The organism is Streptomyces sp. NPDC021224 (assembly GCF_044332905.1).
GTDB lineage: Bacteria > Actinomycetota > Actinomycetes > Streptomycetales > Streptomycetaceae > Actinacidiphila.
Genome location: NZ_JBIRPW010000005.1, coordinates 42884 through 68858, shown reverse-complemented (window position 1 = coordinate 68858; position 25975 = coordinate 42884). Strand labels below are relative to the sequence as shown.

The following is a 25975-nucleotide window of genomic DNA, read 5'->3' as shown; positions in this document are numbered from 1 at the left end:
CGCTTTTTCTACGGCGTTGCCTGGGCCCATGAGGCCGGGCGCGCAGCTCAGTTGCCCTTGGCGGCTTCCTTGAGCTTCGAGCCGGCGGAGACCTTCACGCTGTAACCGGCCGGAATGCTGATCGGCTCACCGGTCTGCGGGTTGCGGGCGGTCCGGGCGGCACGGTGAGTGCGCTCGAAGGTCAGGAAGCCGGGGATGGTGACCTTCTCGTCGCCCTTGGCCACAATCTCCCCGACGGTGTCGGCAAAGGCACCGAGGACGGCGTCGGCGTCCTTGCGGGTCACCCCGGCACGGTCGGCCAGGGCGGCCACCAGCTCACTGCGGTTCATATCTGTGTACTCCCGTGTTCTTTCTGCCATGGGGGCGCGAGCTCGAAGCTGTTGCTGTGTGCCTCACTGCCCAGGTGTGCATCCTGCCCCCATATATGGGCCGAAAGCCAATCGCCTGCCCGCGCGAGTCGCGGAAAAAGCGTTGCGGGACGGCGGGGATGACGGATTGTCGTCCGGTGTTCGACGCTCGGAATACGATTCCGGCCGCTTTCCCGGCGCGCCTTCCTCGCGCATCCCGCCGCGTCCAGCCCACCCCCGCCGCGCACCCGTGGAACACCCGTCCCACCGGTTGCTTCCGGTACCTCACAGCCCCGCGGTGGGCTCCGTCGTCACGGCCGCGGACACCGCGGGCCCCTGCGCCCGCGCCGCCGCCCGCACCGCGTTGGCGACCGCGCCCGCGACCCGGTCGTTGAAGACGCTGGGCACGATGTAGTTGGCGTTCAGCTCGCCGTCACCGACCACGTCCGCGAGCGCGCGGGCCGCGGCCAGCATCATCTCGGTGTTGACGGTGCGGGACTGGGCGTCCAGCAGGCCGCGGAAGACACCCGGGAAGACCAGCACGTTGTTGATCTGGTTGGGGAAGTCGCTGCGCCCGGTCGCGACCACGGCGGCCGTCCGGCGGGCCTCCGCCGGGTCCACCTCCGGGTCCGGGTTGGCCAGCGCGAAGACGATCGCGCCGTCCGCCATCGCGGCGACGTCCGCGCCGTCCAGCACGTTGGGCGCGGACACCCCGATGAAGACGTCCGAGCCCACCACGGCCTGCTTGAGCGTGCCCGTCACGCCCTCCGGGTTGGTGTTGTCGGCGATCCAGCGCAGCGCCGAACCCTCCGGCGCGTCCACCAGATCCTCGCGCCCGGCGTGCACCACCCCGTGGATGTCGGCCACCACCGCGTGCTTCACGCCCGCCGCGATCAGCAGCTTCAGGATCGCCGTACCGGCCGCGCCCGCGCCCGACATGACCACCCGCAGCTCGCCGATCTGCTTGCCGACCACCCGCAGCGCGTTCGTCAGCGCCGCCAGCACCACGATCGCGGTGCCGTGCTGGTCGTCGTGGAAGACCGGGATGTCCAGCGCCTCGCGCAGCCGCGCCTCGATCTCGAAGCAGCGCGGCGCGGAGATGTCCTCCAGGTTGATGCCCGCGAAGCCCGGCGCGATGGCCTTCACGATCGCCACGATCTCGTCGGTGTCCTGCGTGTCCAGGCACAGCGGCCACGCGTCGATCCCCGCGAACCGCTTGAAGAGCGCCGCCTTGCCCTCCATCACCGGCAGCGCGGCCTTCGGCCCGATGTTGCCCAGCCCCAGCACCGCGGAGCCGTCCGTGACCACGGCGACGCTGTTGCGCTTGATCGTCAGCCGCCGGGCGTCCTCCGGGTTCTCCGCGATCGCCATGCACACCCGCGCCACACCCGGCGTGTAGACCATCGACAGGTCGTCACGGTTGCGGATCGGGTGCTTGGACTGCATCTCGATCTTGCCGCCGAGGTGCATCAGGAACGTACGGTCCGACACCTTGCCGATCGCGACACCCTCGATACCGCGCAGCTTCCGGACGATCTCCGCCGCGTGGTCCGTCGAGCTGGCCGCGATCGTGACGTCGATCCGCAGCCGCTCGTGCCCCGACGCGGTGACGTCCAGACCCGTGACCGATCCGCCGGAGGACTCCACCGCGGTGGTCAGCGCGCTGACCGCGGTCCCGCCGGCCGGGACCTCCAGACGCACGGTGATCGAGTACGAGACGCTTGGCGCCGTTGCCATGACGACCTTCTTCCGGTTACTGCTGAAGTGCTGAGGGTGGGGGTACGTCGTGGTACCCCGGGTACCCGTGGAACATTACTTCCACCATGTGAATCAGCGGCAACGCCCGGGTTCACCCTCGCGGCGGGGAAGAGCTTCCCGCGATCGTTTGTTAGCCTGGGTACGGCACCGGCCCGATCCAAGCCCCCGGGCCCAACCTTAGGCGCTTCGAGCGCCCACTTGCCGCGAGGCGAGCATGGCGGGTCGGTGTCACCAACCTTCGCCGGGTATCCCCGTCGGGCCCCGGCCCGAGCCCGTTTCCGCGGCTCCCCCCGGCTGACCCCAGCCCCGGCCGGCCCCCTCCGGGGCGCGGGCCCTTTGCCCCACGGGTTGCCCCTTCCCGCCGTCGCGGGACCGTTCCCTTTCGCTGTGGCTGGTCGCGCAGTTCCCCGCGCCCCTGGTGGTTGCCCTCTGCGCGCAGAGTGACCGTTTTTCAGGGGCGCGGGGAATGCGCGACCAGCCCCCACCGGGGGAAAGTGAAACTCTCCACCGCAAGGGGCAGCTCCCCCTAGGGGAGGAGGAGGTCCGGGACGCCCGCGGGGTTCGGGGAGTCGGGGGCCGTCGCCAGGACGGCAAGGCGCTGGGTCGCCCGCGTGAGGGCCACGTACAGGATGCGAAGGCCCGCGGGGGACTCCTCCGCGATCTCCGCCGGGCTCACGACGAGCGTCGCATCGTACTCCAGCCCCTTCGCCTCAAGGCTGCCGAGCGCGACCGCCCGGTCGCCCAGCCCCTCCAGCCACTCCCGCGCCTGCGCCCGCCGGTGCATGGCGACCACGACGCCCACCGTGCCCTCCACCTCGCCGAGCAGCCGCTCGGTCTGCGCGCGGACGTCCGCGCCGAGGTCGTCGCCGGCGACGGCGAAGCGGGGCGCGATCCCGGTGGAGCGGACCGCGCGCGGCGGCTGCGTCCCGGGCATCGCCAGCGCCAGCACCGTGGAGGCGACCTCGGCGATCTCCGCGGGGTTGCGGTAGTTCACGGTGAGGGTGAAGCGCCGCCGCGGCCGCGTCCCGAGCGCCTCGTCGCGCGCCTGCGCGGCCTCGTCCACGTCGGACCACGAGCTCTGCGCGGGGTCGCCGACGATCGTCCAGGTCGCGGCGCGTCCGCGGCGGCCGACCATGCGCCACTGCATGGGCGTGAGGTCCTGCGCCTCGTCGACGATGACGTGCGCGTACTCCGTGCGTTCCTCCTCCAGCCGCTCCGCGCGCCCGCGCCGCCCGCCGGCCATCCGGTCGGCGTAGGTGGTGACCTCCTCCAGGCCGGTCAGCTCGTCGAGCGGGTCCGCCTCGCGCCGTACCGGCCGGGGCAGCGGCCCGAGGAGTGCGGCCAGCTCGTCGAGCAGCGCGACGTCGTGCGTGCTGACGCCCGTGCGGCGCAGCGAGCGGGCGACCCGCCGGATGTCCGGCGGGGTGAGGGTGCGGCGCGCCCAGCGGCCGAGCCGCCTGTCGTCGGCGAGCGCGGCGAGCACCGTGCGCGGCTCCAGCAGCGGCCACCACGCGTCGAGGAAGTCGGTGAAGTCCTGCTCGGTGCTGATGTCCTCGTCGAAGCCCTGGCGCTCCTCGGCGGCGAGTTCGGCGTCGTCGAAGGTCCGCCCGGTCTTGCGCCACAGCGCGTCCAGCAGGAGGCGGCGGGCGCGCGGCCGGAGCAGGTTGACCGGTGCGGTGCCGCCGAGGACGTTGCGGCGTACGGCGCCCAGTTCGCCGGCGGTCAGCTCGATGCGCCGTCCGAAGGCCACCACCCGCAGGGTCTCGGGCGCGCCGGGCACCGCGTCGAGGCAGCCGCGGGCGGCGCTGCGCAGCACCTTGAGCATCCGCAGCGAGCCCTTGACGCGGGCGACGGCGGGCTCGTCGTACAGGTCGGCGGTCACACCGTCGACGAGCGAGCCGAGCGCGCGGATCGCGACCTGCCCCTCCTCGCCGAGCGACGGCAGCACGCCCTCGGTGTACGCGACCAGCAGCGGTGTGGGGCTCACGCACAGGATGCCGCCGGCGTAGCGCCGCCGGTCCTGGTAGAGGAGGTAGGCCGCGCGGTGCAGGGCGACCGCGGTCTTGCCGGTGCCGGGGCCGCCGGTGACCTCGGTGACGGAGGCCGCCGGCGCCCGGATGACCATGTCCTGCTCGGCCTGGATGCTCGCGACGATGTCGCGCATGCTGTGCGTCCTGGCCTGGCCGAGCGCGGCCATGAGCGCGCCGTCGCCGACGACCGGCAGGCCCGTCGTCAGGTCCGGGCGCAGCAGGTCGTCCTCGACGCCGAGGACCCGGCGGCCCTTGGAGCGGATGACGCGGCGGCGCACGACGCGCCCCGGCGCGACGGGCGTCGACCGGTAGAAGGGCGCGGCCGCGGGCGCCCGCCAGTCGATGACGAGCGGGGAGTAGTCGGAGTCCAGCACGCCGATCCGGCCGATGTGCAGGGTCTCGGCGATGTCGGCGGTCGCGTCGGGACGGATCGCGTCGTCGGCGGGCTCGACGGAGGTGTACGCGCCGTCCGCGCCCTTCTGGCCGTCCTTGCCGCGCAGCAGGTCGATCCGGCCGAAGAGGAAGTCCTCGAACTCGGAGTTGAGGCGGTTGAGGTGCACGCCGGCCCGGTAGACCTGCGCGTCGCGCTCGGCGAGCGCGCCCGGCGTGCCGACGTGGCCGGCCTTGGCCGCGTCGCTCATCAGGAACTCCACCTCGTGGATCTTCTCCTCCAGGCGGCGGTAGACCCGGTCGAGGTGGTCCTGCTCGACGGCGATCTCCCGCTCCCTGGCGCCGCCGCCCCCCTGCCGGTCCTGAACTGCGGTCTGCGCGGCCACGCAGGGCCCCCTTCGTCCTTCGTCCGTACGTCATGCTTGCGCCCGCGGTGTCCCGTTCCGTAGCCCGTTCCGCGCGAACGACAGCCTGCAACCGTACGCGACCTGCGCGCTTCTGCCCACCCGGCGGTACCGGCCCGACCTGTCGGATTCGCCCCGGTGGGCCCGGGGCGGCCCCGCTCAGGCGTTCCGCAGCGCCGGACCCGTACGGCGGCGGTGCCGGGCGACACGCTCGCGGTTGCCGCACACCTCGCTGCTGCACCAGCGGCGGCGCCTTCCGCGGGAGGTGTCGAGGTAGACCAGCGAGCAGTTCTCGCCCTCGCAGCGGCGCAGCTGGGAGCGGGCGACGGGGTCGGTGAACAGGTCCACCGCGTCCCGCGCGACCGCCGCGAGCAGCGAGGCCGCGTCGGGGGGCGCGGCGAGGGTCCGGGTCAGCTCGCCGTCCGGCCCGAGCACGGCGCGCGGGGCGGGCGGGGCGTGACGGGCGAGCGCGTTCAGCCGGGCGACCGCGTCCGGCGGGGGCGGAGCGGCGGTGAGCTGCGCCTCCACGAGCTCTTCCAGGAGAGCGCGCAGCTCGCGCAGGCCGCGCGCCCAGGCGGCCCAGTCCGCGTCCGCGGGCAGCGGGGTCCCTGGCGGGACGAGGCCCGTGCCGTACAGCCACTCGGTGACGCGGTCGGCGCGGTCGAGGCGCTCGCCGACCGGGCGGGCCACGCGTGTCGCGACGAGGTCCAGGCAGACCCGCCCCCCGTCGAACCTCAACTCCCCCACGGTCCCCTCCCTCCCACACGGTCGCCCCCCAGAGTGCCGCGCCCTTGCCGGGGGGGCTAGATCCGTGACGCTCCGTTTCTGCGCGGTGCGGTTTCGCTGCGCGAGCTTGCGGTGGGTGGGGGTTGCTCGCGCAGTTCTCCCCCAGGGCTTCGCCTGGGGGTACCCCCACGCGCCCCTTGGGTTGCCCGGCGGGGCATCGCGCTTCCCCTCCGGTGGGTGGGGTCGGGCGCCACCACGGGGCACCTCCTCGGAATGCGCCTTCACCCTCTTACCGAGTTGGTGAGGCACTAGGAAGCGCATTCCTGCGGGGGCACCCCGCACCGTCCCCCTCCAGGAGCTATGGCGGCTGCCTGCCGGTGGGGGTGATGTGCGAGAGGTGCGGGCACCCGTTTTCCCACGGCGCTGGGCGCCGGTGCGTGGGGACGGCACCCGTTTTCGGGGGCGCGGGGCACGGCAGCGTGGGACAGCACCCGTTTTCCAGACGCCCGGGGCACGCCAGCGTGGGACAGCACCCGTTTTCCAGACGCCCGGGGCACGGCAGCGTGCGAGAGCACCCGTTTTTAGGGGCGCGGGGAACTGCGCGCTCAGCCCCCACCGGGGGAAAGGCGACATGCCACCGCAAGTGGCAACCACCCAGGGGCGCGGGGCACCGCAAGGTGGAGCCCGGAGCGCCAGGTCAGGACGGCGGAGCGTACTTGTCGGCGTGCGGGTCGAGCGCGAGGCGGTAACCGCGCTTGACCACGGTCTGGATGAGGCGCGGAGCGCCCAGCGCGGCGCGGAGCCGGGCCATCGCCGTCTCGACGGCATGCTCGTCCCGCCCGGCCCCGGGCAGCACCCGCAGCAGGTCCGCCCGGGAGACGACCCATCCGGGTCGCCGCGCGAGGGCCCGCAGGAGGGCCATTCCGGCAGGCGGCACGGGCCGGAGCGCGCCGTCGACGAGCGCGGCCTGGCCGCGGATCTGGATCTCGTGCCCGGCGACGGGAAGCGGCCGGACCCGCCCGGGAAGCTCGCGGGCGAGGAGCTGGACGAGGGGGCCGAGCCGGAAGCGTTCGGGCTGGAGGGTGGGGATGTCGTGCGCCTGGAGGGGAAGCGCGGTGACGGGCCCGACGCATCCGGCGAGGACGTCGCTGCGGAGGGCGTCGAGGTAGGCGTCGAGGCGGCCGCGCTGGGCGGCGCGGTTGAGGAGGGAGGCGGAGGCGGGGGCGCTGGTGAAGGTCACGGCGTCGAGGGCGCGGGAGGTCACCGCGTCGAGGAGGCGGTCGACGGGGGCGAGGTCCTCGGGGGGCATCCAGCGGTAGACGGGGACGGCCACGACGCGGGCCCCGGCGGCGCGCAGCGACTCGTTGAAGCCGGGCAGCGGCTCCCCGTGCAGCTGGACGGCGACGCAGCGGCCGTCGACGCCCTCGTCCAGGAGGCGTTCGAGGACCTCGGCCATGGATTCGGACGCGGGCGACCACGCCTCGGTGAGCCCGGCGGCGCGGACGGCGCCGCGTACCTTGGGCCCGCGGGCGAGGAGTTCGACCTCGCCGAGCCGCCGCAGCAGCGCTTCGCCGAGGCCCCACCCGTCGGCGGCCTCGATCCAGCCGCGGAAGCCGATCGCGGTGGTGGCGACGACGATGTCGGGCGCGTCGTCGAGGAGTTGCTTGGTCGTGTCGAGCAGTTCCGCGTCGTCGGAGAGCGGCACGATGCGCAGGACGGGCGCGCGCAGCACCGCGGCGCCGCGGCGTTCCAGCAGTGCGGCCAGCTCGTCGGCACGGCGGGCCGCGGTCACGCCGACGGTGAAGCCCGCGAGGGGCGGTACCGCCGTGGGGGAAGTCGGCTCCATCGTCTCGTCCACCTTGCCGCTCGGTTTCCTGTTGCGCCCCGCCGCCCCGCCCGGGGACTCGCATCGTCCCAAGGCGGGGTGACGGGTTCGGTTCGCCGGGATTTCCCGGGTGTTACGTGGTGCGCGCCGCTCACACCTCGGCGTACGCGGCGGAGGTCACCGGCGTGGCCTGTTCCCCCGTGGTGCCGGTGCGGGCGGGGCGGCGCAGGTATACGGCCCAGGTGACGAGGAAGCACACCGCGTAGTAGGCCAGGAAGGCCACGAAGGCGGGGGTGCCGTCGGCCGTGTCGAGGAAGGACTCGCGGAAGGCGAGGTTGATGCCGACGCCGCCGAGCGCGCCGACCGCGCCGATGAGGCCCATGGAGGCGCCGGACAGCCGCCGGGCGTGCGCGGCGGCGGCCTCACCGGTGAGGCCGGATGCCTCGGCCTTCTTCTGGAAGATGCCGGGGATCATCTTGTAGACCGCGCCGTTGCCGAGTCCGCTGAGCACGAACAGGGCGATGAAGCCGGGCAGGAAGAGCCCGAGCGACTCGCGGGCGGAGGCGGCGATGACGACGCCGGTGGCGGCGGCCATGGCGAGGAAGTTCCACAGCGCGATGCGCCCGCCGCCGAAGCGGTCGGCGAGCCGCCCGCCGACGGGCCGGACCAGCGAACCGAGCAGCGGTCCGATGAAGGTGAGGTAGGCGGCGTGCAGCGGGGTGCGGCCGAACTGGTTCTGCAGCACCAGGCCGAAGGCGAAGCTGTAGCCGATGAAGGAGCCGAAGGTGCCGATGTAGAGGACCGACATGATCCAGGTGTGCGGGTCCTTCGCGGCGTCGATCGCGGCGCCGGTGTCGTTCTTCACGGGCGCGAGGTTGTCCATGAAGAGCGCGGACAGCAGCGCGGCCACGACGATGAGCGGGATGTAGACGGCGAGCACGACCCGCGGGTGCCCGGCCCCGGCCGTCGCGATGACCAGCAGCCCGACGAGCTGGATCGCGGCGACCCCGATGTTGCCGCCGCCCGCGTTGAGGCCGAGCGCCCAGCCCTTCTCACGCAGCGGGTAGAAGGCGTTGATGTTGGTCATGGAGGAGGCGAAGTTCCCGCCGCCGACCCCGGTGAGCGCGGCGACCACCATGAGCGTCCCGTACGACACCCCGGGGTGCATGACGACGGCCGCGGTGACGGTCGGCACGAGCAGCATCAGCGCGCTGACGATCGTCCAGTTCCGCCCGCCGAACACCGCGACCGCGAAGGTGTACGGCACCCGCAGCACCCCACCCACCAGGGTGGGCAGGGCGACCAGGAAGAACTTCCCGGCCGGGTCGACGTGGTAGTCGGGCCCCATGAAGAGCACCATCACCGACCACAGGCTCCAGATGGAGAAGCCGATGTGCTCGGAGAGCACGGAGAAGACGAGGTTGCGCAGCGCGGTACGCCGCCCCCCGCCCTCGTTCCAGAACCGCTCGTCCTCGGGATCCCACGTCTCGATCCACCGGCCCGTCCACCGACTCATGGCGCCTCCCTGTGTGCTCCACCGGATGTCGCCCCCGACGATAGGAACGCCGCGTTACCCCCTGATGCCCCGACGTGACACGAACGCAACCGTGCTCTCATTCCCCGCCCGACCCCCCTGTGAGCCCCCCGAAACGCCGAACGGCGCCCCCCGCGTACGGGAGGCGCCGTTCGGCGCATGGGATGAGTGGAGATGGCGGGAATCGAACCCGCGTCCTGTGGTGCGGAAACAGGGCTTCTCCGAGCGCAGTCCGCTGTGCTTTTCTCGGCCCCGGCGGTCACGCGGACAAGCCGCCGACGGGCCCAGTCACTGTTTGGTTTCCTTCAAGGACCCGTGACCGGTCCTAGAAGTTTAGATCCCTTGATGATGCCAGGATCCGGGTCGGGATCACCCCCGGGCTGACACTTCGCAAGTCGCTACTTAGGCAGCGAGGGCGAAGGAATCGCGCTTGGTGTTGGCGATTATTGGTTGCGACATATGGTTAACGAGATCATTGCCGCTTCCTCGGCTCGCTTCCCCTGCTTCGACATCCCCAGTCGAAACCGATCATCCCCATGTGGTGTTTTCAAGGTGCACACCGGACTCACCATGGCCCGGTGCCGCTGCGTCCATCGTACGTGATCAGCGCGCGGCGCGGCCAGCGTATTCCCCGGGGAGGCCCCAGGGAGACCCGGGAAGGCCCCCGGAGGGGTCAGCGCTGGCGGCGGCGGGCGGCGGACACCGCGCGGTCGGTCTCGCGGCGGTCCTGCTTCTCGCGCAGGGTCTGCCGCTTGTCGTACTCCTTCTTGCCCTTCGCGACCGCGATCTCGACCTTGGCGCGTCCGTCCTTGAAGTACAGGGCGAGCGGCACGATGGTGTGGCCGGTCTCGTCGTACTTCTGCTGGAGCTTGTCGATCTCGGCGCGGTGCAGCAGCATCTTGCGTTTGCGGCGGGCGGTGTGGTTGGTCCACGTGCCCTGGGTGTACTCCGGGATGTGCACGTTGTGCAGCCACGCCTCGCCGCCGTCGAGCTGGCCGAAGCCGTCGACGAGGGACGCGCGTCCCTGGCGCAGCGACTTCACCTCGGTGCCCGTGAGCACCAGGCCCGCCTCGAACGTGTCCAGGATGAGGTAATCGTGCCGCGCCTTCTTGTTCTGCGCGATCAGCTTGCGACCGGTCTCTTTTGCCATAGCGGGCCCATTCTCGCACTACGAGGGGGTACCGAGGCCAGCCATTACCGAGCGGGCCTCGGCGAGGGCGTCGTCGCCGCCCGTCACCTGGACGTCCGGCTCGATGCCCTGGCCGTCCACGGTGCGGCCGTCCGGCAGCCGGTAGTGGCCGACGGTCAGCTCGGCCACGGAGCCGTCCGGCAGGGTGCTGGGCATCTGCACCGAGCCCTTGCCGAAGGTGCGCGAGCCGACGACGACCGCGCGGCCGCGGTCCTGGAGGGCGCCGGCCAGCATCTCGGCGGCGCTCATCGTGCCGCCGTCGACCAGCACCACGAGGGGGACGGCGGTGTCGCCGCCGGGGTCGGCGTAGAGGGCCTGCTGCTTGCCGTGGACGTCGTAGGTGGCGACCAGGCCGCCGTCGAGGACGGCGGAGGCGGTGGCGACGGCCTCCTCGACCAGGCCGCCGGAATTGCCGCGCAGGTCCAGCAGCACGCCGTGCCGGGCCGCCCGGACGGCCGCGCGGACCTGCTCGCCGGCGCCGAGGGAGAAGGCGTCGACGGCGACGAGGGTGGGGCCCTGCGGGCCGTCGGGGTGGGTGACGGTGACCGCCTCGGTGGGCAGTGTGGCCCGCTGGACGGTAACGGACAGCCGGCGGTCGCCGCGCAGCAGCACGAGGGTCACGGTGCTGCCGGGGACGTTGTCGCCGCGCAGGTCCGCGACGACCTCGGTGACGGCGAGGCCGGTGCACGCCGTGGAGTCGATGGAGACCAGGACGTCACCGACGCGCAGCCCGGCCGACGCGGCGGGGCTGCCCGCCTGCACACGGGCGATCTCGACCCGCCCGCCGTCCACCTGCCGCACCCACAGGCCCACGCCCACGTAGCGGCCGTCCAGCGCTTCCTGGAGGCCCGCGTACTCCTGCGCGGTGTAGTACGACGACCAGCGGTCGCCGCTGCGGCTGACGAGCCTGCGGGCGGCCTGCGGGCCGGCCGCACCCTGTCCGGTGCCCCGTGCCGGGCTCGAGGTGCCCGTGCCCGAGGGACCCTCCCGGCCGGCCGCCGCGAAGCGGTCCTTGCCGCCGCCCGCGCCGTCGCCCGTCGTGCCGTCCGCCTGGGCGGAGTTGGCGCCGCCGAGGGCGGCGGGCGAGGGGGACGTGGCCGCGGCCACCCGGGTCCGCTCCCGGGGTTGCGGCTGCGGCTCGGCGAAGCTGCCCGCGGCGGCGCCGGTGGCGAGCATGGTGCCGAAGACCAACGTCAGGGTGGCCCCGCGGCGGATGCGGCGGGGCGTCCCGAAGAGCAACGGGCCGGACATGGCCGGAAGTCTAGGCGAGAAACGGGCGTCGTACGGAAAGATACGACGTCCGCCGGTAGGTGCTGTGGACACCGTCCGCGCGCCCCCCTCCGCCGTCCGTCATACCTTCAGATAGCGGCGCAGTGCGATGAACGCGGCGAGCGCGGGCATCAGTACGCCGATCAGCAGCACCAGCGGCAGCACCTTGACGACGGAGTCCCAGCCCAGGAAGGACACCAGCGGGATCTTCTCCTGGAGCTTCAGACCCGCGTCGATCATGAAGTACCGCCCGCCGAGCAGCATCACGCACGCCACGCCCGCGCCGACCAGCCCGGCGAAGGCCGCCTCCATGATGAACGGCATCTGGATGTAGAAGCTGGAGGCGCCGACCAGCCGCATGATGCCGGTCTCGCGGCGGCGGCTGAAGGCCGACACGCGCACGGTGTTGATGATCAGCAGCATCGCGACGGTGAGCATGAACGCCAGCGCCACGTACGCCGCCTTGGTCATACCGCCGAGCAGCGCGAAGAGGTTGCGCAGCGTGTCGCGCTGGTCCTCGACCGACTGGACGCCGGGCCGCTGGTTGAACGCGCTCGCGACGACGGCGAACTTCTTCGGGTCCTTGAGCTTGATCCGGTAGTTCTCCGGCATCTGGTCGGGCGTGATGGAGCTGGCCATCGGGGAGTTCTTGAACTGCTTCTCGTAGTTCTTGTAGGCGTTCTCGGAACTCTCGTAGTAGACCTTCTCCACCACCGGGAGCGCCTTGATGTCCTGGAGGATCTGGCTCTTCTGGTCGTCGGTGACCGCGCCCTTGGCGCAGCTCGGCGTGGTCGTCGCGTCGGCCTTGTTGCACAGGTAGACGGTGACCTGGACCTTGTCGTACCAGTAGCCCTTCATCGAGTCGACCTGCTTGTTGGCGAGCAGGGCGGCACCGGCGAGGGCGAGCGAGAGCGCCACGGAGATGATCACGGCGAAGGTCATCGTGAGGTTGCGCCGGAGGCCGACGCCGATCTCCGACAGGAAGAACTGGAGGCGCATGGGGGGTCGGGGTCCTTTCGGAAGAGGGCTGCTGTCGTACGGCCGCTCCGCCGGGCCGCGGCCCGTAGGGGCCTGCGAGGCTTCCGGCGGGGGCCAGCGGGGGCGCCGCCGCGGGCGCTAGTGCTGGTAGCCGTAGACACCGCGCGACTGGTCGCGCACCAGTCGCCCCTTTTCCAGTTCGATGACGCGCTTGCGCATCTGGTCGACGATGTTCTGGTCGTGCGTGGCCATCACCACGGTCGTGCCGGTCCGGTTGATGCGGTCGAGCAGCCGCATGATGCCGACGGACGTCTGCGGGTCCAGGTTTCCGGTCGGCTCGTCCGCGATCAGCAGCATCGGCCGGTTGACGAACGCGCGGGCGATGGCCACACGCTGCTGCTCACCACCGGAGAGCTCGCCGGGCATGCGGTCCTCCTTGCCGGCCAGGCCCACCAGGTCCAGCACCTCGGGCACGGTCTTGCGGATCGTGCCGCGCGGCTTGCCGATGACTTCGAGGGCGAAGGCGACGTTCTCGCCGACGGTCTTGTTCGGCAGCAGCCGGAAGTCCTGGAAGACGGTGCCGAGCTGGCGCCGCATGTGCGGGACCTTCCAGTTCGACAGCCGGTTGAGGTCCTTGCCGAGGACGTGCACCATGCCGGTGTCGGTCCGCTCCTCGCGCAGGATCAGCCGCAGGAAGGTCGACTTGCCCGACCCCGACGAGCCGACCAGGAAGACGAACTCACCCTTCTCGATCTCCAGCGATACATCGCGCAGGGCGGGACGGTTCTGCTTCGGGTAGGTCTTGGAGACGTTGTCGAATCGGATCACGTTCGCACCAATGGTTTGCGGGGTGAGCGGACTGGGGATGTAGGGCGACACTACGCGAGAGCGCAACTGCTGCGCAGTCGTCGCGGAGGGTTCGTGCGCCGTCCCACAGGGCATAACCGGGCAAGCTCTGGCATTCCCGTCCGGCGGCCGCGGCCTCGCGCCCGCGCGTTCTACCGCCCCCTTGCGCACACCGCCCGGGAACCTGGCACAGTGGAGACAGCGTGACCCCTTCGAGCACACGGTGAACGCACGGTGTCGCAGGACTGGAGCGCAGCCGCTCGGGAACGATTCCCCCACCGGCTGCGTTCACCGGACGGAGTGAGGAGATCACCATGACAGTCGACCGACTGGTGTGCGCGAACTGTTCCGGCCCGGTGGCCGAAGGCCGCTGCCCCGTGTGCCGCGCCAACCGCGCCCGCATGCAGCAGGAGCCCGGCTGGTCCTCGATATCCCCCGCGACCCTCATCGCCCTCCTGGTGGCCCTCCTCGCGGTCGTGCTGGTCGTGGAGCACGCCACGGCGTGAGCCGCCGCTCGTCACCCTCCGTGAGGAAAAGGCGCCGCTGAGAGCACTCACCGTACATCGGCACAGGCCGGGGCCCGGAACGCTTGTCGCGTTCCGGGCCCCGGTCTCGTGCGTGGGTGGCGTACGGCTGCCGTCAGGCCGCGGTGCCGCCGCCGCGACGGCCCGCCAGGCGCGGGGTCAGCGTGAAGCCGACGCCGCCGGCGATCAGGGTCGCCGCGCCGAGCAGCATGAACGTGGTGCCGCTGGAGCCGGTCTCGGCGAGCTGGCTCGTGGTGTTGCCCTGCGGGACCGGCGCCGTGTTGTCGGTGCTGGTGTTGTTGTTGCCGCAGTCGACGCTCTCGCCGGTCAGCGTGCAGGTGTTGTTGTTGCCGTCGGTGCCGGTGTTGCCGCCGTTGGCGTTCCCGCCGTTCTGGTTGCCACCGTTCTGGTTGCCACCGTTGGCGTTCCCGCCGTTCTGGTTACCGCCGTTCTGGTTGCCCTCGGTGGTACCGGTGCTCGGCGGCGCGCTGGTCGGCGGTTCCTCGGTCGGAGGCGCGCTCGTCGGCGGCTCCTCCGTGGGAGGCGCGCTCGTCGGCGGCTCCTCGGTCGGAGGCGCGCTCGTCGGCGGCTCCTCCGTGGGAGGCGCGCTCGTCGGCGGCTCCTCGGTGGGCGTGCCGGTCCCGCCCTGGGAGGCACCGGAGATCGTGCCGTCGGTGTCGCCCTCGCCGTCAAGAGCCTTGACGACCGTGTGGTTCGGGGAGACGGCCTGCGCCGCGCCCACCGCCGTCAGCGACGCGCCGCCGGCGACGACGACCGCCGCGGCTATGCGAGCCACACGCACCCGCGTGTTGCGCTTGCTCATGAGTCAATTACCCCCAGTAGATGTCTGCTTCGGGCTGCGCAGCATCGTGGTGGTGTTGTCACTGGAGGGCTTCGACGCTCTCCCCCGTGCGCTGACTCCTCCGCGCATGCGCATGCCGCGCATTACCCTTGCGGCTTTCCGGCGGACCGTCAAGGTCATTAAGCACACAATGCACCAATTGCCCTGACGTGCACGGCACTTCCGTACACGTCTGTGACATGGCGGGGCTGTCGGGGACTCAGGCGGCGGACTTCTCGCGGGACTTGCGCCAGCGGATGCCAGCCTCGATGAAGCCGTCGATGTCGCCGTCGAGGACGCCCTGGGGGTTGCCGACCTCGTGCTCGGTGCGCAGGTCCTTGACCATCTGGTAGGGGTGCAGGACGTACGAACGCATCTGGTTGCCCCAGGAGTTGCCGCCGTCGCTCTTGCCGAGGGAGTCCATCAGGGCCTGCTCCTCCTGGCGGCGGCGTTCGAGCAGCTTGGCCTGGAGGACGTTCATCGCGCTGGCCTTGTTCTGGATCTGGGAGCGCTCGTTCTGGCAGGAGACGACGATGCCGGTCGGCAGGTGGGTGATGCGGACGGCGGAGTCGGTGGTGTTGACGCCCTGGCCACCGGGACCGGAGGCGCGGTAGACGTCCACGCGCAGCTCGGACTCGTCGATCTCGACGTGGTCGCTCTGCTCCACGACCGGCAGCACCTCGACGCCCGCGAAGGACGTCTGGCGGCGGCCCTGGTTGTCGAAGGGCGAGATGCGCACCATGCGGTGGGTGCCCTGCTCGACGGAGAGGGTGCCGTAGGCGTAGGGGGCCTTGACGACGAAGGTGGTCGACTTGATGCCGGCCTCCTCGGCGAAGGACGTCTCGTAGACCTCCGTCGGGTAGCCGTGGCGCTCGGCCCAGCGCAGGTACATGCGCTGGAGCTGCTCGGCGAAGTCGGCCGCGTCGACACCGCCGGCCTCGGCGCGGATGTTGACCAGGGCCTCGCGGGCGTCGTACTCGCCCGACAGCAGGGTCCTGACCTCCATCTCGTCCAGCGCCTTGCGGACGTCGCCCAGCTCGGCCTCGGCCTCGGCGCGCGTGTCGGCGTCGTCCTCGGCCTCGGCCAGCTCGAAGAGGACCCCGAGGTCGTCGATCCGGCCGCGCAGCGCCTCGACCTTGCGCAGCTCGGCCTGGAGGTGGGAGAGCCGGCTGGTGATCTTCTGCGCGTTGTCCAGGTCGTCCCAGAGGGTCGGCGCCGCCGCCTGCTCCTCAAGCGCGGCGATGTCGTCCCGCATCCGGTCGAGGTCGAGGACGGCCTCGATCGACCCCATGGTCGAGGACAGGGATTTCAGTTCTTCGGATACATCGACGATTGCCACGGGTCCAGCCTACCGGCTGGCCGAATCAAGCCGACGCCGTCCGCCCGCCGCACCGCGGGGCCGGTGCCGCCCGCCGCGGCTCATACCGAGGCCGTCGCGCGGGTCAGGGTGCCGCCCGCGGTGCGGGTGAACAGCTCCAGGGTGTGCGGGGAGGCGGCGACCGTGCCGACCGCCCGGTCCGCGTCCGTGCCGGGCAGCGGGGCGGCGGACCAGTCCGTGTCGGGGGTGGCGGCGGCCTGGCTGCCCGCGGCGAAGGCGTAGAGGCGGCCGCCCGCGGCCACCGCGTCGGGCCGGGCGGTCGCGTCCAGGCCCTGGACGACGGCGGAGGGGCGCCACGCGCCGCCGGAGTAGGGGAGCTGGAGCACGGCCCCGTCGGCCTTGCGGACGACGAAGGCGTCCAGGGTGCCGCGGGCCCGCGAGACCAGCGCGGGGGCGGCGGTGACACGGCCTGCGGTGGGCACGACGGCCCAGGCGTTCCAGCGGTCGCCGACGAGCGAGGCGGTGACCAGGTCGCCGCCGACCCGTCCGACGAGGTCGACCCGGCCGGGTTCGGAGGACGCGGCGGCGGGAGCGGCGTCGAAGTGGGTGCGCTCGTCGACCTGCGACCAGGCGTTCCAGTCGCCGCCGGAGGTGGCGCCGGTCGCGCCGGTCATGGTGCGGCGGTAGAGCAGGCCGTCGGTGCCGAGCGCGAAGAGGTCGATCCGGCCGTCGCGGGCGGAGACCACCGCGGGGTCGTCGTCGACGTTTATGCCGGTGAGCTTGTGCCAGCGCCCGTACCCGCCGTGGCTGTCGCGGACGACGTACCAGACGTTCTTGTCCTTGCCCCGCGCGAAGACGTACGTGGCGCCGTGCACGGCGAGCGCGCGCGGGCCGCCGGTCAGCGGGACCCCGGCGGCGGGGACGCCCTGGAAGCCGGACCAGCGCGGCAGCGCGATGGGCTGCCCGGTGCGGCTCTGCGGGGCGTCGGCGGCGGCCGTGGGGGCGGCGGGGGTGGTCGCGTGCTTCGCTTGCGTCGCGGGCGGGTCGCTGGGCGGGGTGTCGCCGCGCGAGTCGCCGGAGCCGGACGAACCGGAGGACCCGGCCGCCGCGATGCCCCAGCCGCCGATCCCGGCGACGGCGAGCGCCGCGGCCGCCGCGGCGGCGAAGCGGATGCGGCGCTGCCGTATGGCGTCCGAGACGGAGCGGTGCCGCGGGCTCGCCGGGCGGCCGGGCGAGGACGCGCGCGCCTTGCCGCCCGCGCGGGAGGCGGCGCCGTAGCTCGCCAGTTCCTCGGGGGTGGGCAGCTTGATGCTGGTGTGGGTGTCCCGGCTGGAGTCCGGGGCCGAGCCGCGGACCAGCGGTACGGCGCCGCGCCGCCGGTCGCCGCCGTCGGCTCCGGCGGGGGGCGGGGGCGGCAGCGGGACGCCGGCATCCGTGCCGTCCTCGGCGTCGTACCCGGCGTCGCCGCCCTCGCCCTGGTCGCCGGGCGCGGCGACGTCGAGGGCGGGCAGGCCGGCCAGCCGCGGCAGCAGGTCGCGCAGCTTCGCACCCAGCTCGGCGGCGGTCAGCCGGGAGGCGGGCGCCTTGGCCAGGCATGCGGTGAGGACGCGGTCGAGCTCGGGGGGCAGGCCGGGCAGCGGCTGGACGGCCTCGGTGACGTGCCGCCGCAGCACCGCGCCGGGGTGGCCGCCGCCGAACGGGGTGAAGCCGCCGAGCAGCTCGTACAGCACGGTGGCCAGCGCGTAGATGTCGACCGAGGCGCGCGGCGGCAGGCCCTCGATGATCTCCGGGGCGAGGTAGTCGGGCGTGCCGATGATGCGGGTCGCGCGGGTGCGGCGCGGGGTGTCGACGAGCCGGGCGATACCGAAGTCGGTGAGCAGCGCGGGCGGCGCGCCGCCGGGGCCGGTCGGGGCGGCGGAGTCCAGCAGCACGTTCTCGGGTTTGACGTCGCGGTGCACGACGCCCGCGGCGTGCGCGGCGGCGAGCCCGTCGGCGACGTCGGCGGCGATGGCGACCGCCGCCTGCGGGGCGAGGCGCCGCTCGCGCTCCAGCCGGGAGCGCAGGTCGGTGCCGCGCACCAGGTCCATGACCAGGGCCAGGTCGCTGCCGTCGACGACGAGGTCGCGGATGCCGACGATGTGCGGGTGGTCGAGCGACAGCAGGGCGGTGCGCTCCTGCACGAAGCGCCCGACGAGGTCCTGGTCGGACGCGAGGTCCTCACGCAGCAGCTTGATGGCGACCGGTCCCTCGGGGCCGTCACCGAGCCACACCGTGCCCGCGGATCCCCGCCCGAGCACCTGGTGGGCGGTGTAGCGGCTGCCGATCTTCCTGGCCAAGGCTTGCTCCGACTCCTCCGACGGTCCGTCGCGTTGGCGACAAAGCTACGCGGATGAGGGGCGGTTCGGGATACGGGAGGTCGGTGAGGACGCTTTCCGCACGAGAAATCACCCTCCAGAAGTCGACAAATCCCCTCACTGGCCTTCCGTACGGGCGCCGCGGGCCGTCACGAGGCCGCCGTGGCGTGGATGTGGTCGATGAGCCGGGAGACGGCCGGATCGCGGCTGACGGCCCGCCAGGCGAGGCGCAGTTCGCTCGGCGGGAGGCCGCCGACCGCGACGGTACGGACGGCGCGCGCGGCGAAGCGGCGGACGACGCTCACCGGCAGGAAGGTGACGCCGCGCCCGAGCTCGACCAGCCGCAGCGCCTCGGCGAGGTCGCCGGCGTCGGGCGCCGGGACCGTCCGCGGCGGTTCGTCGCCGACGAGGCCCTGGTAGAAGCGGTCCAGCGGGCGCGGCAGCCGGGGCCACCGGACGACCGGTTCGCCGTCCAGCTCCGCCCGCTCCAGCCGGTCGCGCCCGGCGAACCGGTGCGCGGCGGGCAGGACGGCCAGCCGGGGCTCGCTCAGGACGAGGTCGTGGTCCAGGCCCGTCAGATCGACCGGGCCCGCGACCAGGCAGGCGTCGGCGCGGCCGGTCCGCACCGCGGGGGCCAGCTCGGGGGTCTCGGCCAGGACCAGGTCGACCCGGTCGCCGAGCAGCGCCTCCAGGCCCGGCAGCGCGGTGGCCAGCAGCCCGGCGTCCCCGTCGGGCTTGACGGCGACGGTCAGCCGCCCGGGTCCGCGCGCGGCCCGGCGCGCCAGCGTCACGGCGGCCGCCAGCTGGTCCAGGGCCTGCCGGGCCTCGCGCAGCAGGACCGTACCGGCGTCGGTGAGGCTCAGCCGCCGGGTCGTCCTGACCACCAGCGGCACGCCGACGGCCGCCTCCAGCCGCGCCACCGCCCGCGACACCGACGGCTGCGTGGTGCCCAGCTCCCGCGCGGCGGCGCTGAAACTGCCGCACGCGGCGACGGCGGTGAACACCCGCAGGTCGCGGACGTCCACGGCGTCGGTATTCATGCGCGCAGTGTATGAGTCCATGCGCAGGACCGGTCTTCTGCCGAGGTGCGGCCGTCCGCGACGGTGGTCACGACCCGCCCGCCGGACCCCTCCAGGAGCACCGCATGACCCTCACCCTCGGCTACCTCGTCGGCAGCCTCTCCCGGCACTCCGTGAACCGGCGCGTGGCCCGCGCGCTGACCCGGCTGGCACCCCCTGAGGTGACCATGAACGAGATCCCGATCGCCGGACTGCCGCTCTACAACCAGGACGACGACGCGGCCTTCCCCGAGGCGGCGCTCGCGCTGAAGAAGGCCGTCGAGACGGCCGACGGGGTGATCGTCGTCAGCCCCGAGCACAACCGGGGCGTCCCCGGGGTGCTGAAGAACGCCGTCGACTACGCCTCCCGCCCGTGGGGCGACAACTCCTGGACGGGCAAGCCGGTCGCGCTCGTCGGCGCGGCCCTCGGCTCCGCCGGTACGGCCGTCGCGCAGGCCCAGCTGCGGGCGGTGCTCGGCTACTGCGGCACGGTGGTGCTCGGCGCCCCCGAGACGTGCCTGCGGTGGACGCCGGACCTGATCGCGGCGGACGGGAGCACCTCGCCGGAGACCGAGGAGGTGCTGCGCGCCTTCCTCACCGCGACCGTCGCCCATGTCGCCCGGCACACCCCGCGGATCAGCCGCCGGTGAGCCCGTTGCCGAGGTCCTTCAGCCGGTCGCCGTCGATCCCGGGGGTGCCGTTGATGCCCGGCGTGGGCGTGCCCGTGCCGTTGCCGCCGCCGGAGTCGCCGGTGATGGACGAGATGGTGTGCCAGGCCGACTTGAGCCAGTCCGACGACGCGTCCCACAGGTTGCGCGTGGTGTTGAACCAGTCGGGCAGCGGCGTGGTGTACCAGACCAGCACGAACAGCGCGACGAGCACCAGGATCACCACGAGGCAGCCCTTCAGGCACCCCAGACCCGGGATCTTGACCGGGTTGGCGCCGCGCCGCCGCGGTTCGCGCTCCGGCGCCTGCGGGCGCTGCTGCTGCGGCGGCTCGTACCGCTGCGGCTGCTGCTCGTAGCGCCGCTGGTCGTACGCCTGCTGCTGCGGGGGCTGCTGGTAGCGCGGCTGCTGTTGCTGGGGCTGGTGCTGCTGCGGGTAGCCGTAGCCCTGCCCCTGCCCGCCCTGCTGCTGCTGCTGCTGCGGATAGCCGTACCCCTGGCCCTGGTTCTGGCCCTGTCCCTGGCCCTGTGCGGGGCGGGCGGGCTGGCGGCGCGGGCGGCGGAAGAGCGGGTCCATCTCGGGCGGCAGGTAGTGCGCCTCGGTCTGGTCGTTGCGCTGCCGGGCCGCGTTGAGCTGCGACTCCCACGGATGCGGGCCCTGCGGCTGCGGCGGACCCGCGTCCGGGACGGGCGGCAGCACGCGGGTGCCGTCGCCGGTCGGCGGGAGGACGCTGGTGGCGGCCGACGGGTCGTACTGCTGCCCGCCGCCCGACCCCGACGGCAGCACCTGCGTCGGATCGGCGTCCGGACCGGCCGCCCCCGCCGCGGCCGCGAGGTTGGCGCCGCGCGGCAGCGTCGGCGCCTCGTCGGGTACGAGCATGGCCCCCACACCCAGCGCGGCCTCCGCGGCGGCGGGCGTCGCGTGCACACCCACACCCGCCGCGACGACCCGCAGCGCGCGGGCCAGCGTCTCCGCGCTCGGCCGCTGCGCGGGCTCCTTGCGCATGCAGCGCTCGATGACCGTCCACAGCGGCTCGGGAATGTTGCCGGGCCGCTGCGGCTGCTGCCGCAGATGCGCTTGGAGCACCTCGATCGCGCTCTCGCCCTGGAAGGGCGCCCGACCCGTGACCAGCTCGTACAGCAGGATGCCCGCGCCGTAGACGTCCACCGCCGACGTCTGCGGACGGCCCTGCGCCGACTCGGGCGCCACGTACGCGGGCGTGCCCACGAACTCGTGCGTCCGGGTCACCCCCGGGGAGTCGGCCAGCCGCGCGATGCCGAAGTCCGTCAGCATCGGGTGCATGCGCTCGTTGCCGTCCCTGTCGACGAGGGTGGCAAGCAGCACGTTCGCGGGCTTCAGATCGCGGTGGACGATGCCGTCCGCGTGGCTCGCGGCGAGCGCGTCCGCGACCGCCGCGGTGAGCAGCGAGGCCGCGACCGGCGTGAAGGGACCGTTCTCCCGCAGGTAGCGGTGCAGATCCGGGCCGTCCACGAGATCCATCACCAGGGCGAGCAGATCACCCTCGACGACGAGATCACGGACCCGCACGATGTGCGGGTGCCGCAGCCGCAGCAGGACGCTGCGCTCGCGCAGGAAACGCATCACCACGTCGGGATCGCCGGCCAGCTCCTCCTTGAGGACCTTCACCGCCACCGTCGCCCCGGGCGCGAGCCCCTCCGCCGCGGGCGGCGCGTCCGAGCCGTCCCCGCCCTCCGCGGCGCCGCGCACCCGGGCACGCCACACGGTGCCCGTGGCTCCGCGCCCGAGCGGCTCCTCCAGGAGGTATTTGCTGCCTACCGGCCGCACGTCATGCGCTCCCTGCTGCGTAGTGACCGGGCGCTTCCTCCCGGTGCCCGATGCCCGGTTCCGGCCAAGCGTAGTGCCGTGCGGCGCGGGGTGGGGTGGGCGGCAACGCCGAATCCCCGGGTAGGACGCCCCCAACCCCCCACCGGTTGCGCCCCTCCCCCGCCGGGGGTCCCCCGCGCCCCTTTGCGCCCCGGGCTGCCTGCTGCGGCGGGCGTCGCGACCTCCCCGCCGTCGTGGCTGGTCGCGCAGTTCCCCGCGCCCCTGAAAAACGGGTGCCCACCTGGGCACCCGTGCCCGGCGCCTCCGCGCCCCCGAAAAACGGGTGCCGTCACCCCGCGCGCATCACCCCCACCGGCAGGTGGCCGCCAGACCGGCCTGGAGGGGGACGGTGCGGGGTGCCCCCGCAGGAATGCGCTGGGAGGGGCTCAGCGGCTACGGGGGAGGGTGAAGGCGCATTCCGAGGAGGTGCCCCGTGGCGGCACCCGACCCACCCACCGGACAAGACGCGCGATGCCCCGCCGGGCAACAACCAGGGGCGCGTGGGGGTACCTCCCAGGCGAAGCTCTGGGGGAGAACGGCGCGAGCAACCACCCACGGCGAGACGATCGCGCAAAGCAGCCCCGGGGGCACCCCGAAGCGCACAGGCCGCCCAGGGCACCGCCCGCCCACACGTATAGCCCAGCGCAGCCACGGGCAAGATCGCGAGTGCCGGTACCGGCGGCGCGATGTCCGCGGCGGGTGGGAGGATGCACCCGTACGGCCCGGCGGGGCAGGCGGGTCACGGCGCCCCGCCGTGCATGTGCCCGCGTTCCGCCGGGAGCCGCCCGTTCCGGTACGCGGTCGGTGCGGCTCCGTACCAGTGCAGTGCCAGTGCAACGCCAACGCGCCCGTGCGCGCGGCCGGGGGAGGGACGTCCGCCCCGCCGTACGCCCCGGGCAGAAGGGACCGCGGACGAGATGCAGATCCGGCTGACCGTCCTCGGGCCGCGCAGCGGCCGGGCAGCCCGCGGCAGCGACGTGCTCGTGACGGCGCCCGCGGGCACCGTGCTGGGCTCGGTCGCGGGCGCGCTCGCCTCCGCGGCGGGGTCCGGGCAGCCGGGCCGCTCCGCCGGGTCCTCGGTGGCCCTCTTCGCGGGGCAGGAGCGCGTACCGCCGACCGCGGTGCTGGGCGTGCCGCCCCTCGTGGACGGCGCGGTCCTGGCCCTGCACGCGCCCGCGGGCCCGCACGACCCGGGGCCGTACGGCAGCTTCGGGGAGTACGGGAGCCCCGCGGCCGGTGCGGCGCGGCTGCTGGTGGTCGGCGGCCCGGACGCGGGCGGTGTGCATCTGCTGCCGGGCGGGCGGGCGACGATCGGCCGGTCCGCGGAGGCGGACGTCCCGCTGGACGACCCGGACGTCTCGCGGCTGCACTGCGAGGTGGCTTTCGGCCCGGACGGCACGCCGGTCGTCGCCGATCTGGGCTCCACGAACGGCACGACGCTGGACGGGCGGCCCGTCGGCCCGCAGCCGGTGCCGCTGCCGCCGGGCGCGCTGCTGCAGCTCGGCGAGTCCACGCTGCGCCTCGACCCGCCGGGTGCCCCGGCCCCGCACCCGCTGCCGGCCGCCCCGGACGGCGAGGGCCACCTGCGGGTGAGCCGGCGGGACGCGGGACCGGAGCCGAAGCCGGAGGCGGAGCCCGCGGCGTACGTCCCCGGGCCGACCGCGTACGGCCACGGCACGCTCCAGCCGGCCGCCGCGCCCCCGCCGCCCGCCGGCCCCCCGGCGTACGGTGCTCCTCCGCGCGCCCGGCCCGCGGGCGCGGAAGAAGCGGAAGAAGCCGCGGGGTACGGGCGCCGGGACACCGGCCAGGCCCGGCGGCCCGGGGTGGGCACCGGGCGCGGCGGGGTCGTCGGCTCGATAGGCGCGTGGGCCCGGCGCAGACTCCAGGGCGCGGGGCGCGCGGAGGGCGCCGAGGCGTACGCCGGGGCGGAGGCGGCGGCGCTGCGGGAGCGGTGGCCGGATCCGGCGGCGGTGCTGCTGACGGCCCTCGGGCCGGGCCGCCGTCTGTGGGAGCGCGGCCCCGGCCATCCGGACGCGCTGGCCGTACGGCTCGGCACGACCGGTTACGGCCCGCGGCAGCCCGCGGGCGTCCCCTTCGCCGTGAGCTTGCGCGAACCGCGGTCCGCCGCGCTGACCCTCGCCGGTCCGCGCCCGCGGCTGTCCGGGCTGGCCCGCGCGGTGCTCGCCCAGCTGTGCGCCCTGCACGCCCCCGGCACGCTGGAGATCGTGCTGCTCAGCGCCGACCGCGCCCGCCCCGCCGACCAGCGGGCGGAGGAGTGGGCGTGGCTGAACTGGCTCCCCCATGTGCGCCCGGCCCACGGCCAGGACTGCCGGCTGCTGCTCGCCTTCGACCGCGAGCAGGCCCAGGCGCGGACGGCGGAGCTGGTCCGCAGGCTCGAAGCGGGCGCTGCGGGCGCTGCGGCCCCCGCGGGCCCGGCGGACGCGACGGACACCCCCGGCGGTACGGGCAGCGGCACCGGGACGTACACGCTGCTGGTCGTCGACGGCGACCCCGGCTCGGCCGCGCTGCGCGAGACGGTCGCCCGTATCGCGGTCGCCGGGCCCGCGGCCGGGGTGCACGTGCTGTGCCTGGCCGAGCCGGGCGAGCGGCCCGCGGTGGACACCGGTGTGGTCGCCCGGCTGTCCGGGGACGTCGCGACGACGCTGCGGGTCGAGCCCGCGGGCGGCGGCGGCCCGGCGGACGCCGACGGCACGGAAGACGAGGCCGACGAGATCGTGCTGGACGCGGTGTCCGCCGCCTGGGCCGAGCACTTCGCCCGCGCGCTGGCCCCGCTGCGGGAGGCCGACGCGGAGTCGTACGGCGCCGGGTCGCGGCACGCGCTGCCCGCGGCCGTACGACTGCTGGACGAGCTGGACCTCGCGCTCGCCACCCCCGCGAAGATCGCCGCGCGCTGGGCGGCCGCGCACCCCGCCGTACCGGCCGCGAGCGCGGTCCTCGGCGCGGGCGGCGGGGCCGGGGCGGGCGGCGGCCGGGTCGCCGTCGACCTCGTGGCGGAGGGACCGCACCTGCTCGTCGGAGGCGCGCCCGGCGCGGGCAAGACGGAGCTGCTGCGGTCGGTCGCGGCCGCGCTCGCCGCGGGCGAGCGGCCCGAACGGCTGGCGCTCGTCCTGCTGGACGGCGGCGGCCAGGAACGCGGCGAGGGCCTCGCCGCGTGCGCGGACCTGCCGCACGTCACCGAGCACCTGGTGGCGACCGACCCGGTGCGGATGCGGGAGTTCGCGCAGGCGCTGGGCGCGGAGCTGAAGCGGCGGGCCGCGGTGCTCGGGGAGCAGACGTTCGCGGCGTGGCACGCCGAGCAGGTCGTCACCGCGAGCGTCCCGCACCAGGGCGGGCGGCCCGCGGACGCGGAGCAGCCGCCCGAGGCGCCGTCGATGCCGCGGATCGTCCTGCTCGTCGACGACCTGGACGCGCTGGTCGCGCCCGCGCTCGGCAGCCCCGGGCGGCCCGCGGCGGGCAGCGTCGTGCGCGCGGTCGAGGCGGTGGCCCGGGAGGGCGAACGGCTCGGCGTCCACCTCGTCGCCGCGACCGGGCGGCCCGAGCGGACCGCGGGCACGGACGCGGACGAGCGGGCGCCGCTGCGGATCGCGCTGCGGAGCGCGGATCCGGAGTCCGCGGCGCTCCTGGTGGGCGTCGAGGACGCGGCGGGGCTCGACGAGGCGGTGCCCGGGCGGGGCTATCTCCGCCGTCCGGGCGGGGCGGTGACGGCCTTCCAGGCCGGGCGGGTCAGCGGGCGCATTCCCCGGACGGCGACGCTGCGGCCCACGGTGGTGACGGTCGAGTGGGAGCGGATGGGGGATCCGCCGGCGCGGCGGCAGGTCCGCGAGCTGGGGAACGGGCCCACGGACCTCGCGCTCCTCGCCAGCGCGTTGCAGCGCGCCTCGGAGGCCGCCCCGCTCTCCTCCTGACCTCCACGCGGTCTTTCGCGCCCCCGTGCACTCCGGGCTGCCTCTTGCGGCACGCGTCGTGCGGGCCGGCCCGTGGCGGAGGGAGCGCGGGGAACTGCGCGACCAGCCACCCACCGGCGGAAGATCGCGCGACGCACCGCGCGGGGC

The 25975-nt window shown here is 74.1% G+C and carries 17 protein-coding genes, 1 other RNA gene and 1 pseudogene; 3 read left to right on the top strand and 16 right to left on the bottom strand.

Annotated elements, in window-relative coordinates; all coding sequences use genetic code 11:
* Positions 1-47 precede the first annotated feature (47 nt).
* From ACH4PY_RS14555 to ftsE, 11 genes are all read right to left on the bottom strand, one after another.
* A complete protein-coding gene (locus ACH4PY_RS14555; protein WP_398181029.1) occupies positions 48-329 on the bottom strand; it encodes an HU family DNA-binding protein in 282 nt (93 codons plus the stop codon).
* Positions 330-632: 303 nt separating this feature from the next.
* Positions 633-2084: an NAD-dependent malic enzyme gene (locus ACH4PY_RS14550; protein WP_398181026.1), complete on the bottom strand. Its 1452-nt coding sequence runs from the start codon at positions 2082-2084 to the stop codon at positions 633-635.
* Positions 2085-2631: 547 nt separating this feature from the next.
* Positions 2632-4911: a HelD family protein gene (locus tag ACH4PY_RS14545; RefSeq protein WP_398181023.1), complete on the bottom strand. Its 2280-nt coding sequence runs from the start codon at positions 4909-4911 to the stop codon at positions 2632-2634.
* 177 nt (positions 4912-5088) lie between these two features.
* Positions 5089-5676 (bottom strand): CGNR zinc finger domain-containing protein, encoded by a 588-nt coding sequence (locus tag ACH4PY_RS14540; protein ID WP_398181020.1) that lies wholly within the window; start codon positions 5674-5676, stop codon positions 5089-5091.
* Between the two features lie 676 nt (positions 5677-6352).
* Positions 6353-7501 (bottom strand): uroporphyrinogen-III synthase, encoded by a 1149-nt coding sequence (locus tag ACH4PY_RS14535; RefSeq protein ID WP_398181017.1) that lies wholly within the window; start codon positions 7499-7501, stop codon positions 6353-6355.
* A 130-nt stretch (positions 7502-7631) separates the two neighbouring features.
* The gene (locus ACH4PY_RS14530; protein ID WP_398181014.1) at positions 7632-8996 is read right to left on the bottom strand and encodes a nitrate/nitrite transporter; all 1365 of its coding nucleotides are present in this window, start codon (positions 8994-8996) and stop codon (positions 7632-7634) included.
* A gap of 184 nt (positions 8997-9180) precedes the next feature.
* Positions 9181-9550, bottom strand: a transfer-messenger RNA (tmRNA) gene (gene ssrA, locus ACH4PY_RS14525).
* A gap of 137 nt (positions 9551-9687) precedes the next feature.
* Positions 9688-10164, bottom strand: coding sequence for an SsrA-binding protein SmpB (smpB, locus tag ACH4PY_RS14520; protein ID WP_398181011.1), 477 nt, complete (start codon positions 10162-10164; stop codon positions 9688-9690).
* Between the two features lie 18 nt (positions 10165-10182).
* On the bottom strand, positions 10183-11454 hold the full coding sequence (locus ACH4PY_RS14515; protein ID WP_398181008.1) for a S41 family peptidase: 1272 nt from the start codon (positions 11452-11454) through the stop codon (positions 10183-10185).
* Between the two features lie 99 nt (positions 11455-11553).
* Entirely contained in the window at positions 11554-12471 is a 918-nt protein-coding gene (ftsX, locus tag ACH4PY_RS14510) for a permease-like cell division protein FtsX (RefSeq protein ID WP_398181005.1), read from the bottom strand.
* A 117-nt stretch (positions 12472-12588) separates the two neighbouring features.
* Positions 12589-13278: a cell division ATP-binding protein FtsE gene (ftsE, locus tag ACH4PY_RS14505; RefSeq protein WP_031525191.1), complete on the bottom strand. Its 690-nt coding sequence runs from the start codon at positions 13276-13278 to the stop codon at positions 12589-12591.
* Between the two features lie 332 nt (positions 13279-13610).
* On the opposite strand from ftsE, the gene ACH4PY_RS14500 reads away from it, so the two are divergent.
* The gene (locus ACH4PY_RS14500; RefSeq protein WP_073493555.1) at positions 13611-13802 is read left to right on the top strand and encodes a hypothetical protein; all 192 of its coding nucleotides are present in this window, start codon (positions 13611-13613) and stop codon (positions 13800-13802) included.
* Positions 13803-13935: 133 nt separating this feature from the next.
* Here ACH4PY_RS14500 and ACH4PY_RS14495 read toward each other — a convergent pair whose 3' ends face one another.
* The 4 genes and pseudogenes from ACH4PY_RS14495 to ACH4PY_RS14480 form a co-directional block, all read right to left on the bottom strand.
* A complete protein-coding gene (locus tag ACH4PY_RS14495) occupies positions 13936-14643 on the bottom strand; it encodes a hypothetical protein (protein ID WP_398180999.1) in 708 nt (235 codons plus the stop codon).
* Between the two features lie 238 nt (positions 14644-14881).
* On the bottom strand, positions 14882-16000 hold the full coding sequence (prfB, locus tag ACH4PY_RS14490) for a peptide chain release factor 2 (RefSeq protein ID WP_398180996.1): 1119 nt from the start codon (positions 15998-16000) through the stop codon (positions 14882-14884).
* 1031 nt (positions 16001-17031) lie between these two features.
* A pseudogene (locus tag ACH4PY_RS14485) lies at positions 17032-18315 on the bottom strand (serine/threonine-protein kinase); the annotation flags it as partial.
* A 167-nt stretch (positions 18316-18482) separates the two neighbouring features.
* Positions 18483-19373 (bottom strand): LysR family transcriptional regulator, encoded by an 891-nt coding sequence (locus ACH4PY_RS14480; protein ID WP_398180994.1) that lies wholly within the window; start codon positions 19371-19373, stop codon positions 18483-18485.
* A gap of 104 nt (positions 19374-19477) precedes the next feature.
* Between ACH4PY_RS14480 and ACH4PY_RS14475 the strand changes: the two genes are divergently transcribed.
* Entirely contained in the window at positions 19478-20041 is a 564-nt protein-coding gene (locus tag ACH4PY_RS14475; RefSeq protein ID WP_398180991.1) for an NADPH-dependent FMN reductase, read from the top strand.
* Here ACH4PY_RS14475 and ACH4PY_RS14470 read toward each other — a convergent pair.
* Positions 20028-21863 (bottom strand): serine/threonine-protein kinase, encoded by a 1836-nt coding sequence (locus tag ACH4PY_RS14470; RefSeq protein WP_398180989.1) that lies wholly within the window; start codon positions 21861-21863, stop codon positions 20028-20030. The genes ACH4PY_RS14475 and ACH4PY_RS14470 overlap by 14 nt on opposite strands.
* 956 nt (positions 21864-22819) lie before the next feature.
* Here ACH4PY_RS14470 and ACH4PY_RS14465 point away from each other — a divergent pair.
* A complete protein-coding gene (locus ACH4PY_RS14465; RefSeq protein ID WP_398180986.1) occupies positions 22820-25828 on the top strand; it encodes an FtsK/SpoIIIE domain-containing protein in 3009 nt (1002 codons plus the stop codon).
* Positions 25829-25975 lie beyond the last annotated feature (147 nt).

Excerpts from the sequence above, each read along its gene's own strand:
- ACH4PY_RS14555 (WP_398181029.1), bottom strand. The coding sequence starts at position 329 with ATGAACCGCAGTGAGCTGGTGGCCGCCCTGGCCGACCGTGCCGGGGTG.
- ACH4PY_RS14550 (WP_398181026.1), bottom strand. The coding sequence starts at position 2,084 with ATGGCAACGGCGCCAAGCGTCTCGTACTCGATCACCGTGCGTCTGGAG.
- ACH4PY_RS14535 (WP_398181017.1), bottom strand. The coding sequence starts at position 7,501 with ATGGAGCCGACTTCCCCCACGGCGGTACCGCCCCTCGCGGGCTTCACC.
- ACH4PY_RS14530 (WP_398181014.1), bottom strand. The coding sequence starts at position 8,996 with ATGAGTCGGTGGACGGGCCGGTGGATCGAGACGTGGGATCCCGAGGAC.
- smpB (WP_398181011.1), bottom strand. The coding sequence starts at position 10,164 with ATGGCAAAAGAGACCGGTCGCAAGCTGATCGCGCAGAACAAGAAGGCG.
- ACH4PY_RS14515 (WP_398181008.1), bottom strand. The coding sequence starts at position 11,454 with ATGTCCGGCCCGTTGCTCTTCGGGACGCCCCGCCGCATCCGCCGCGGG.
- ftsX (WP_398181005.1), bottom strand. The coding sequence starts at position 12,471 with ATGCGCCTCCAGTTCTTCCTGTCGGAGATCGGCGTCGGCCTCCGGCGC.
- ACH4PY_RS14500 (WP_073493555.1), top strand. The coding sequence starts at position 13,611 with ATGACAGTCGACCGACTGGTGTGCGCGAACTGTTCCGGCCCGGTGGCC.
- ACH4PY_RS14495 (WP_398180999.1), bottom strand. The coding sequence starts at position 14,643 with ATGAGCAAGCGCAACACGCGGGTGCGTGTGGCTCGCATAGCCGCGGCG.
- ACH4PY_RS14480 (WP_398180994.1), bottom strand. The coding sequence starts at position 19,373 with ATGAATACCGACGCCGTGGACGTCCGCGACCTGCGGGTGTTCACCGCC.
- ACH4PY_RS14475 (WP_398180991.1), top strand. The coding sequence starts at position 19,478 with ATGACCCTCACCCTCGGCTACCTCGTCGGCAGCCTCTCCCGGCACTCC.
- ACH4PY_RS14465 (WP_398180986.1), top strand. The coding sequence starts at position 22,820 with ATGCAGATCCGGCTGACCGTCCTCGGGCCGCGCAGCGGCCGGGCAGCC.